At 42.9% G+C, this 10,753-nt stretch carries 10 protein-coding genes and 1 pseudogene; 6 read left to right on the plus strand and 5 right to left on the minus strand.

The features are described from left to right. Positions 1-312 precede the first annotated feature (312 nt). Entirely contained in the window at positions 313-1,311 is a 999-nt protein-coding gene (locus tag MFLO_RS01810) for a helix-turn-helix domain-containing protein (RefSeq protein WP_036095953.1), read from the minus strand. A gap of 128 nt (positions 1,312-1,439) precedes the next feature. Here MFLO_RS01810 and MFLO_RS01815 point away from each other — a divergent pair, with 128 nt between their 5' ends. The 6 genes and pseudogenes from MFLO_RS01815 (at position 1,440) to fucO (ending at position 7,876) form a co-directional block, all read left to right on the plus strand. Next, positions 1,440-2,741 carry an MFS transporter gene (locus MFLO_RS01815; RefSeq protein WP_173400569.1) on the plus strand — a complete coding sequence of 434 codons (1,302 nt, stop codon included), beginning with the start codon at positions 1,440-1,442 and terminating at the stop codon, positions 2,739-2,741. 1 nt (position 2,742) lies between these two features. Then, positions 2,743-4,195: pseudogene (rhaB, locus tag MFLO_RS01820) on the plus strand (rhamnulokinase). 18 nt (positions 4,196-4,213) lie between these two features. Beyond that, positions 4,214-5,485, plus strand: a complete 1,272-nt coding sequence (gene rhaA / locus MFLO_RS01825) for an L-rhamnose isomerase (protein ID WP_036095956.1) — start codon at positions 4,214-4,216, stop codon at positions 5,483-5,485. Positions 5,486-5,497: 12 nt separating this feature from the next. Beyond that, a complete protein-coding gene (gene rhaD / locus MFLO_RS01830) occupies positions 5,498-6,328 on the plus strand; it encodes a rhamnulose-1-phosphate aldolase (protein WP_036095958.1) in 831 nt (276 codons plus the stop codon). A gap of 4 nt (positions 6,329-6,332) precedes the next feature. Further along, positions 6,333-6,647 carry an L-rhamnose mutarotase gene (rhaM, locus tag MFLO_RS01835; RefSeq protein WP_036096018.1) on the plus strand — a complete coding sequence of 105 codons (315 nt, stop codon included), beginning with the start codon at positions 6,333-6,335 and terminating at the stop codon, positions 6,645-6,647. Between the two features lie 77 nt (positions 6,648-6,724). Then, on the plus strand, positions 6,725-7,876 hold the full coding sequence (gene fucO / locus MFLO_RS01840) for a lactaldehyde reductase (protein WP_036095960.1): 1,152 nt from the start codon (positions 6,725-6,727) through the stop codon (positions 7,874-7,876). Between the two features lie 363 nt (positions 7,877-8,239). Here the strand turns inward: fucO and MFLO_RS01845 are convergent, their stop codons facing one another. From MFLO_RS01845 to MFLO_RS14440, 4 genes are all read right to left on the minus strand, one after another. After that, on the minus strand, positions 8,240-8,626 hold the full coding sequence (locus tag MFLO_RS01845; RefSeq protein ID WP_036095961.1) for a hypothetical protein: 387 nt from the start codon (positions 8,624-8,626) through the stop codon (positions 8,240-8,242). A gap of 5 nt (positions 8,627-8,631) precedes the next feature. Next, positions 8,632-8,814 (minus strand): hypothetical protein, encoded by a 183-nt coding sequence (locus MFLO_RS01850; RefSeq protein ID WP_036095962.1) that lies wholly within the window; start codon positions 8,812-8,814, stop codon positions 8,632-8,634. A gap of 283 nt (positions 8,815-9,097) precedes the next feature. Then, positions 9,098-9,568 (minus strand): hypothetical protein, encoded by a 471-nt coding sequence (locus MFLO_RS01855; protein ID WP_051993408.1) that lies wholly within the window; start codon positions 9,566-9,568, stop codon positions 9,098-9,100. Between the two features lie 17 nt (positions 9,569-9,585). Continuing rightward, on the minus strand, positions 9,586-10,753 hold a 1,168-nt coding region (locus MFLO_RS14440; protein WP_241433497.1), incomplete at its 5' end, for a polymorphic toxin type 30 domain-containing protein.

Genomic DNA, 10,753 nt, shown 5'->3' on the forward strand with positions numbered 1-10,753 from the left:
ACCTTCCAAAAAGAAACGAGAAATGCATCATGATTTGTCCGATAAAAAATCCAACTATTTAATATTTTTCAAAAACAGATATAACAATTATACGTTTTACATTTACACGAAAACATGATGAATAACCATTTTCACTTCGATTTTAAAAAAACAGCAAAGCTTCCTTACATAAGCTAAGAAATTGGATACTCGAAAATCAGCTAGCTTAATAGCAAAAAAGCTTCCTGTCGATGTCGCACATCTCAAACGAAGTTTGTACATCGTGGAAAGCCTTTTTGTGTGCGCATTATCTGCACTGATTAGATGCCACCTTTATTTCGCTGTCGCTTGTTCCTTTTTACGCCGATCGAGCGGCAAGCCACCAAATTGCGCTTTGTAAAGCGAGTAAAAGTATGTCTTATTTTGAAAACCGACCTGTTCGATAATTTCGCTGATCGGCATACTGGTCGATTCAATTAAAAGATCGGCCGCGAGTAGCTTTTGCTTGTTCACGAGTTCCGTAAACGTCTGCCCCGTTTTTTGTTTCATGACATTACTTAGGTAATTTTTATTGTATCCCAGTGTTTCAGCCGCTTTCCCGAGTGTAATGTCGCGATATTCTTGTTCAATCAGCTTAAGCGTGCTAAGCGCTGCATTATGACTATCCGAATAAAGACTTTTCACTTCGTCCGACAAATACGTATCACATTTCCGCACCAGTTCTGTAAACAAAATCGGCAAATACAAGGTAATCATCTTCGTTGAAAATTCTTCATCCTGAAAATACTCCGTAATAATCTGCTCCAAAATCTGCTTAATATGCGGGATGTTCGCACTTTTAAAGATGATATATTTCTTCATCCGATTGCCGTCCACAGCCGAATTCAGCAAAAAATCATACACCAAACTGTTTTTCTTCTTCATTCCCGTGAGCCACTCCAAGTTGATACTTTGATCGCGAAATAAAATATTGATCAAAATATCCTCTTCCCCAAGCGCTGCTATAGAATGATGACAGCCGATATCAAGCAGAAGCAGCTCTCCTTCTTGAAGAACTTCCTCCTTCCCTTCAATCAGTTGATGTGAGTTGCCGCGAAGCATGTAGTTCAGCTCCAAAAATTGATGCGAATGCGTTGGATAATCTGCAAAACGATTGTGCTTGCTCACATAAATATCCTTGTTGCGAAAAAAATATTCATTCAGTAAATTCATCGTGCCATCTTCTTTTGAAAATGATTTTTTCGGATAATCCATCAAAAATTCGCCGGTTTCTTTTTGCTGTTTTTCCTTAGCATTTAAGCGATAAAGTTGCTTTTTTAGTCGCTCATTCACACAACCACCACCTGTATATTCGATACTATTATTATAATCATACGACATTGTAAGCGCAACCATCTAAGAATATATTATAAGTAAGCGCTTAACAAAAATACGTAGGAGGGTTAATTGTGAGTAGTGATGTGAAAGAAAATAAAAAGGGAACCATTGCCGTCTCCCTAACAAATTACTTAGACTCAGGTTGTATTGTTGCAGGTGCAAGTGGATTAACTTTATGGGCGCAAGAATTTGGGCTCGATAGTTTTGCAGTAGGTTTACTTGGTGCGGTGAGTGCAAACGCATTCGGATCGGCAATTGGCGCTTTAATCGGCGGCCATTTAGCTGATAAATACGGCCGTAAATTTATTTATACGTATAACATGCTTGTTTATATCTTAGGTGTTGCAATTATCATGCTATCAATGAACTTTACGATGCTTCTGGTCGGATTCCTAATCACCGGATTATCCGTCGGCGCAGGCGTACCAGCTTCATGGACTTATATTTCTGAAATGGCAAATCCAAAAATCAGGGCAAGAAATATTGGAATATCACAATTTGCCTGGTCATGCGGACCTGCCATTATATTCACACTAGGAATTTTGGTTTCACCGCTTGGTCTTCTTGGAAATCGCTTACTTTTCTTATCGCTTCTAATCGTTGCATTAGTTGCTTGGAACTTACAACGTAAACTAGATGAATCGAAAGATTGGGAAGCTGAACAAGCTAAAATTAAAGCTTCTGGTGCCAAACAAGCACATCCAATTAAAAATGCTTTTTCAAACTTAGTTAACGTTAAATCAATCTTATTCCTTGTCGGCGTATATATGTTCTGGAATCTAGTTGCCGGAGCAATGGGCTTCTTCATGCCATTCGTTTATGAAACAGTCGGCGGACTAACCAATACACAAGCAAACATGCTTCAAGCCGTTCTTTGGATTTTAACAGCAGCTGGAACTTACTTCGGATTTGCCAAATTCGGCGACCGCGTCAGCCACCGCTTCCTCTTCTTCATCGGAGCAGCTATGGCTGTTGCATCATGGATCGTACTGACTTACGTCGGTATGAGTTGGGTTGGTCTTTGGACATTCGTCATCTTGTGGGGGATCTCAGCTGGCATCGGCGCCCAAGCATTCTATGCACTCTGGTCAACAGAACTCTTCCCAACGCAATATCGCGGTGGTGTACAGGGCATTATGTTCTTTCTCGTTCGCGGTAGCGCTGGTATTTGGTCGATCATCTTCCCGGTTATCCTTGCAAATCTTGGATTCACAGTAGCCGGAACGATCATGATTGTGCTCTTGGCGATTTCGCTTCTAATCGGCGTCATTTGGACACCAAATACTCGCGGACGTACGCTTGATGATATCACAAAAGAACGTTACGGTAATTTAGATCAAACAACTGCAGTCAAATCAGTAGCAGCTTTAAAGGAAAGTGATTAATATGAAAAATTATGTCGCAATTGACATTGGAGCTTCAAGTGGTCGACTTCTCCTAGGCAAGGTTGAAAGCGAGAAGTTGATGTTAAGTGAAGTCCACCGCTTTAAAAACGGTTTTGCTTTCCGCGGCGGTCATGACAGATGGGATATTGAAGCACTAATCGCAGAAATCTTTACCGGCCTTGCGAAAGTGAAAAAAAATGGGCATCACAGAATGCACTTTAGGGATTGATACGTGGGGCGTTGATTATGTACTCGTTGACCAAAACGGAGAAAAACTGGCTGACCCGATCAGCTACCGTGATGGACGTACGGCTGGGAAAATCAGCGAACTAACATCTGGATACCCCAAAGATTATATTTATAAAAAAACTGGGATACAATTTCTTGAGTTAAATACGCTTTATCAGTTATATGTCGAAGATAAAAAGATGATCGCGGCGGCGGATAAAATACTTTTAATTCCTGATTACATTGGATTTGTCTTGACTGGCCGGCAAGTGGCGGAAACGACCAATTCTTCTACCACTCAGATGCTCAATCTGCGTGAGCAGTTGTTTGATGAGGACTTGCTGAAGCACCTCGGGATTAACCCTTGCAAATTTGCAGAACTTACGGATGCCGGAACCTACCTTGGCAAACTAAAGTCCACAAGGCATGAAAAGTATGATTTGCCTGATACGCGTGTAATTACGGTCGCCACGCATGATACGGCTTCGGCCGTCGTCGGTACGCCGGCGAAAGCAAGTGAAAACTGGGCGTTCTTAAGCAGCGGCACGTGGTCCCTTCTTGGAATGGAACTCAAAACACCGATCACAAGCGACCTTGCTTTTCAAGAAAACTATACCAATGAATGGGGCGCTTACGGCACTTACCGTTTCTTAAAAAATATTATGGGGCTTTGGATTATTCAAGAAATCGCACGGCTTTCAGATTATCAGTACAGCTTCGCGGAAATGGCAGAAATGGCCAACAATTATCCTTATTTTCGCTCTATCATTGATGTGAATGACGATCGCTTTAACAATCCGGATAATATGATTGCAGAAATTCAAGAGTATTGCCGCGAAACGTATCAGCCGATTCCAGAGACAATCGGCGAACTGACAAATTGTGTTTATGGTAGTCTTGCACTTTGTTATGCGAAAGCGATTGAGAAGATGAAAGCCATTACGGAGCAGGAAATTGATGCGCTCTATATTGTTGGCGGCGGAAGCAATGTGGCTACTTTAAATCAGTTGACAGCAAATCTTGCCAAAATCAAAGTGTATGCGGGACCGCAAGAGGCAACGGCGATAGGCAATTTGAGTGTCCAGCTGATCGCGGAAGGTGAGCTCGGTAATGTAGCAGAAGCACGGGATTTGATTCGTAAATCGTTTGAAATTAAGACATTTTTACCAGAAGACAATGAAGAGACACAGGCGTTACAAAATTATGCAGCGCTTGTTCGGAACTAAACGAAGGAGGCTTTTAAAATGAGTGAAGTAGAAAAACGTTATTTGGCGGCAAAGGAACGCTATGCAGCAATTGGAGTGGATACGGATGCGGCGCTTAAGCAGCTACAAGATGTGAAGATTTCGATGCACTGCTGGCAAGGTGATGATGTGAAAGGGTTCATGAATCCAGACGGGGAACTTACTGGTGGAATTATGGCTACGGGAAACTATCCCGGGGCGGCGCACACGCCAGCAGAGCTTAGAGCAGATCTTGAGAAGGCTTTTACTCTTATTCCCGGAAAACACAAGGTGAATTTGCACGCCATTTATGCGGATACGGATGAAAAAATTGATCTCGATACGATTGAACCGAAGCATTTTGAAAACTGGGTAACTTGGGCTAAAGAGCAAGGTCTCGGACTTGACTTCAATCCAACTTTCTTCTCGCATCCGATGTTCAAGGACAACTACACGCTTGCTTCTCCGGATAAGACGGTTCGCGATTTCTGGATAGAACACGGTAAACGTTCGCGCAAAATCTCGGAATACTTCGGAAAAGAACTTGGTCAAACCAGTATCAATAATTTCTGGGTTCCAGACGGCATGAAAGACAATCCGATTGATCGTTATACGCCGCGGAAACGCTTGATGGAAGCACTCGATGAGATTTTTGAGGAAAAATTGGATGAAAACTATACGCAAGAATCGGTGGAAAGTAAGCTGTTTGGTCTTGGCGCGGAAGCTTATACAGTTGGTTCGCATGAATTTTATATGGGATACGGGCTGACACGTGATAAGTTGATTTGTCTTGACGCAGGACATTTCCATCCAACGGAAGTGATTTCAAATAAACTCTCGTCGCTCGCTTTGTTCTCGAAAGGCATTATGTTGCACGTTAGTCGTCCGGTTCGCTGGGATAGCGACCATGTTGTACTGATGGATGATGAATTGATTGAAATCGGTCGCGAAATTGTTAGGAATAATTTGCTGCCAGTAACAAATATCGGGCTCGACTTTTTCGACGCAACGATTAACCGCATCGCAGCGTGGGTAGTCGGCACGCGGAACACGCAAAAGGCTCTCCTTAAGGCCTTTCTCGAGCCAACGGAAGACTTGAAGAAAATGGAGCTTGAAAATGATTTCACGACGCGGATGGTCTTGACGGAGGAACTGAAAGACTTCCCATTCGGCGATATTTGGAATCAGTTCTGTGAAATGAACGGGGTTCCGGTTGGTCTCGACTGGCTGAAAGAGGTTCGCGACTACGAAAAAGATGTTCTTTTGAACCGGAACGCACTTTTAAACAGATAGGAGTTTTATTCGATGGAAAACATAGAAAATGCCCCTTTTTTGAGGGAAATGGTAGATACGGCTTCCAATTTATACCGGCTCGGCTGGGATGAACGCAACGGCGGCAACATCAGTTATTTGCTGAGCGAAGCGGAAGTGGCGGATTATCTTGATGTCAATCATGTCTTGCGCCGCATTCCGATGGATTTTGACGGCAGCGCACTTGCTGGAAAATACTTCCTCGTCACTGGTTCGGGTAAATATTTTAAAAACGTGGCGAAGGCTCCGGCGGAAAACTTAGGCTTGATTCGGATTGCCGCGGCCGGAGATGGCGTAGAAATTTTGTGGGGCTACTCAGACGGAGGCGTGCCGACAAGTGAACTCCCTTCTCACTTAATGAGTCATATTGCTAGGCTTTCGGTGAATCCGAAAAACCGTGTCGTGATGCATTGTCATGCTACGCATCTTCTCGCAATGACGTTTACGCATGATCTGGATGAGCGTGCCTTTACGCGGACGCTTTGGCAAATGTGTACGGAATGTCTTGTGGTATTTCCGGACGGGGTCGGAGTTGTTCCTTGGCTGATTCCAGGGACGAATGAAATCGGGATGGCAACTTCGGACAAAATGAAGGAAACACGGCTTGTGGTTTGGCCGCATCACGGTATTTACGGTGCAGGCGAAACAATGGATGAAACATTCGGGCTGATTGAAACCGCGGAAAAGGCAGCACAAGTTTACACGATTGTTTGCGCGCAAGGTCCCATTCGGCAGACGATTTCAGACAGACAACTGGCAGAACTTGGAGAAAGTTTTGGGGTCGAGCCGAAAGCAGGCTACCTTGACCTTGTACGGGAGGATTAGGATGATAGAACGAATCGCATCAATTATGTATTTATATGAAGGCAACCAAGCGGAGTATAAGAAGCGCCACGATGAGCTTTGGCCGGAAATGGAGCAAGCGTTAAAAGCCCATGGCGCTTCTAATTATTCGATTTTCCTTGACCCGGTAACGGATATTTTATTCGCATATTTGGAGGTTGAAAATAAAGCGGACTATGATAGGATCGCGGAGACGGAGATTTGCAAAAAATGGTGGGCATATATGGCACCGATTATGAAATCAAATGAAGACAACAGTCCGGTTTCTAAGGATTTGACGCAAGTATTTTATCTCGCGTAAACAAATTTGGGGGTCGCTACACGCGGCTCCTTTTGCTAAAACTATTTTGTGAACTTTTTAACAAAGGAGTGTAAATGATGGTTAATCGTATGATTTTGAATGAAACATCGTATTTTGGGGCAGGTTCGATCCGAAAAATTCCGGATGAGGTTTTAAAACGCGGATTTAAGAAAGGTTTAATTGTGACGGATCAAGGGATTGTGAAAGCTGGGCTGCTCGCGAAAATTACGGGACTTTTGGATGAGTTCAAGCTTGCTTATGAGGTGATTGATACGATTAAGCCGAATCCAGGAATGCAGGATGTCACGGATGGGGTCGAGGCAGTGAAAGCGGCAGATGCGGATTATCTTCTGGCTGTTGGGGGAGGTTCTCCGATTGACACGGCGAAAGCAATCGGGATTATTCGAACGAATCCGGAACACGCAGATGTTCTTAGTCTTGAAGGTGAACCGGGAACGGAGCGGCCGAGTTTGCCAATTTTGGCTGTGCCGACAACTTCTGGAACGGCCGCGGAAGTCACAATCAATTATGTGATTACAGATGAGGCAAATAATCGTAAATTTGTGTGTGTCGACCCACATGATATTCCAGTTTGTGCATTTGTCGACAGCGACATGATGCTCGGAATGCCGGACAAGCTTGCCGCAGCTACGGGAATGGATGCGCTGACGCACGCGATTGAAGGTTATATTACGAAGGGCGCTTGGGAACTGACGGATACACTTCATCTTAAGGCGATTGAAATTATTGCCCGGTCGCTTAAGGCTTCTGTTAGCGGGGATCAAATTGCTAGGGAAGATATGGCGCTTGGGCAGTACATGGCCGGAATGGGTTTTTCAAATGTCGGTCTTGGGCTCGTACATGGGATGGCGCATCCGCTTAGTGCTTGGTACAATGTGCCACATGGGGTCGCTTGTGCATCGCTTCTTCCGATCGTGATGGATTACAATAAGGACTTTACTGGAGAAAAATATCGTGAGATTGCGCGCGTAATGGGGGTTTCGGACGCTGCAGAACTTTCTCTTGACGATGTTCGCAAGAAGGCTGTTACGGCGGTGAAGGAGCTTGGAAAAGCAGTCGGAATTCCGCAAAATATCAGCGAGCTGGGTGTGAAGGAAGCGGATCTTCCGGCGATTGCAGGTGACGCGCTAAAGGATGTTTGTACGGGCGGAAATCCGCGTGAAGCTTCACGTGAAGATATTTTAGCGCTGTACAAAGCCATGCTTTAAGTGTCGCATATCTCCCAGAGAATCCCCTTGGAGTGCGTGCGCTCCAAGGGGATTCTCTCTCGTTTTTGAAATTGGCTAATTTATTCCGGCCGCTAAATAAGCTAATCTTACTCATTTTTGTTTTCGGTATATTTGCTCGTGCATGCGTATCCTCTTTATCAAAATAATTTGGGTGTATGCCCTGATTCGTCCTTGGAATTGCTTTATATTCAATGAAAGTTCGAAAAGACTAGAAATGTCCTCTGAAATACTACACACTAAATACAACTAATTTTTGTTAGCTATTGGCAACTTGATTAATGAGTTTGGGGTTACTATTCAAGACTTAGCTATCCGACACCAATCGGATAGTAAAGTGCCTTTTTATTTATCCACTTTATAATTTTTAATCCAATTAAGAACTTCTCTTTTGTTCGTGATTAGTTTGATAAAATTTTCTTCATCAAATTGAACTCGAGTATCTTTTACATTAACACCATGAGCCTCACTTAACATATCAATTATCATTACTTTTCCTTCTGAGCTAAATAATAAATATTGATTACCTTCTAAAAATACACCTTCATACTCGTTACCATCATATAATTCATCACTAAAATTAGTTTTCTGACTAACATCATTAGAAACTACAAAATCTATTATTTCTTGTAAACTATCTTCATCAACTTCTGAAAGTAAGAAGTCTTCTATTTTAAATATTTGTTGTTTTTTATACGATTCCAAAATATTCGTTATTTGCTTATCAATCATTCTACTTACCTCCTAGCCTGAAACTGGTTTTTCAACTGATCCGCGTACACATTACTCCCGCTAAACAAATCATCCATCGTCACTTCTGTTTTTGGTACTTCCCGCTGTTCCTGCGTATAACTATTCCCAAAAACAGTCTCCGTTTTCGTCGCCCCAATCCGATTCGTCGTAAACTTGGACGCATCCAAATTCCGAATGTCTTCCTCAGCCTCATCTCATATAGGCTAAAAATAGCTTGGTGCGTATTTCTTTCAATGGGTCTTTATTTTTCTCCTTTATTTTAAGCCAACAAAAAAAACGATACAAGCAAGTTACTCTCACTCGTATCGTTTCAATAATTAACAAATTAGCTCTTTACACATCAAATAAAACGTCAAAGGGACTAGAAAATCCCTCTAAACTTTTGTACTATAAATATAGCTAGCTTTTGTTAGCTGTTGGCAACTTGATTAGTGAGTTCACGCTTACTATTCAAGGCTTTACTATCCGACGCCAATCAGATAGTAGAGTGCCTTTTTTTATTTTTTTTATTCTATAATCCAGTTCTGATAATGCTTCTTCAACATCTTCTTCTAACTGAGTGTTATCTTTGTACGACTCAATAATTGTTTTGTATTTTACATTTCCTGAATTCCCAAGCATACTTAATATATAACTCAAACATTCATCATTAAATTCATTTAAGTGATTAATGATTGGGTTCAAATTAATTGATTTCTCAACCTCTGGAGCCTTCGAACCTTCTAACATTGCATCTAGTATTGATTCTTTAACATCATTATCATCTTGTAATGTAGCTTGAACAGCTAAATTATCAATAATTTCTATAGCTTTATCATCTGGTTCGTCACCATAATCTAAAATATCTCTTATATAACCTACTGCTTCTAATTTATCATTCTTATTTTTTTCTGAATCTTTTAAAATACTTAACCAATCCATTTAGATTCCTCCTGCTTTTATTTTTTTGGTGGTTGAATCGGAATATGAGTACTATTTATAAGATCTTCATTATAAAATTCACTATTAGGTCTTGATATTCCAGGAGGTTGAAATTCTCCAGCTACAGGATCTAAATATTTTTTCCCTTTTTGTACTCTCACAATCCAACCATCTGCAGAATTACTTCCTGCTGGTGCTGATGCATCTGGCCCATGAACTCTAACAGTCATTTTTGTTCCATCAGAAGCTTTCCAGGTATATTCAAAGCCTTCTGTTACTTTTCCTGGCTGAGGTGTTAAAACTCGTTTATTAGCATCTTTAGGAATTCTAGACAAAATATCATCTACGCTGGTACCTTGTAAATTACTAAAATCCCCAACATTCCCCGAACCTAAACCACCAGCCCCACTGGCTTTCTCCATTATACCATCTGCCTTACTTCCCCCGCCAAGATTCACATCAAACTGCTGCAACGTAGCCTGCAATTTATCCGTCCGTGCAAGCACCTTCGAGCTACCAGATGTACCCAGTCCGCCAACATCCGCCATCGCGAGTTGCTGTCGTGGCGGTAAGTTCAAACTATTCCCCCATTTCGCTCCGACTTTCCCGATCGTATCTAAACCGCGCGATAGCTTCTTAACCCCGCTATGCGCCGCATCCGCGAGCGACCCTTTCAAACTTCTTACCCGCATCTCCGCTTGATTCTTTCCAATCCGAACCAAATCCTCTGCTTTCGATACCGCTGTTTGCTTGCCGCGCATCACCAGCCGACTAAGTTCCGCTAAGTGTCCCGTTTCCCCGAGCACTCGCGTCCCGCCAGACATCGCCTTTACGCCCGGAACTAGGTCAAACAGCGAAAATGCTCCACGTAATGCGCGTTCCGACGTAGCCATCTCACGCCCCGTCAGCCAATCTTTTCCCGTCACTGCCGCACTCATTTCTAGACTGCCATAAGCCGCCCCAAGCACGAGACCAGCAGGCGGACAAAAAATCGCAACCCCGACGATCGCGACCGTCGCCGCAACATTCACCCAAAACTCCTTTTTCTGCTGTTCATCCTGAATCGACGTATACGCAAACGCGCGCGTATTCAGCATCGCCGCTCGAAAATCGTTCTCTGAAACCGCTTCTTCCGGATTCAACTTCTTCCACGCCTGAAACTGGTTTTTCAACTGATCGGCGTAC

Origin of the sequence: Listeria floridensis FSL S10-1187, from assembly GCF_000525875.1 — a bacterium.
Lineage (GTDB): Bacteria > Bacillota > Bacilli > Lactobacillales > Listeriaceae > Listeria > Listeria floridensis.

Excerpts from the sequence above, each read along its gene's own strand:
- rhaA (WP_036095956.1), top strand. The coding sequence starts at position 4,214 with ATGAGTGAAGTAGAAAAACGTTATTTGGCGGCAAAGGAACGCTATGCA.
- rhaD (WP_036095958.1), top strand. The coding sequence starts at position 5,498 with ATGGAAAACATAGAAAATGCCCCTTTTTTGAGGGAAATGGTAGATACG.
- fucO (WP_036095960.1), top strand. The coding sequence starts at position 6,725 with ATGGTTAATCGTATGATTTTGAATGAAACATCGTATTTTGGGGCAGGT.
- MFLO_RS01845 (WP_036095961.1), bottom strand. The coding sequence starts at position 8,626 with ATGATTGATAAGCAAATAACGAATATTTTGGAATCGTATAAAAAACAA.
- MFLO_RS01855 (WP_051993408.1), bottom strand. The coding sequence starts at position 9,568 with ATGGATTGGTTAAGTATTTTAAAAGATTCAGAAAAAAATAAGAATGAT.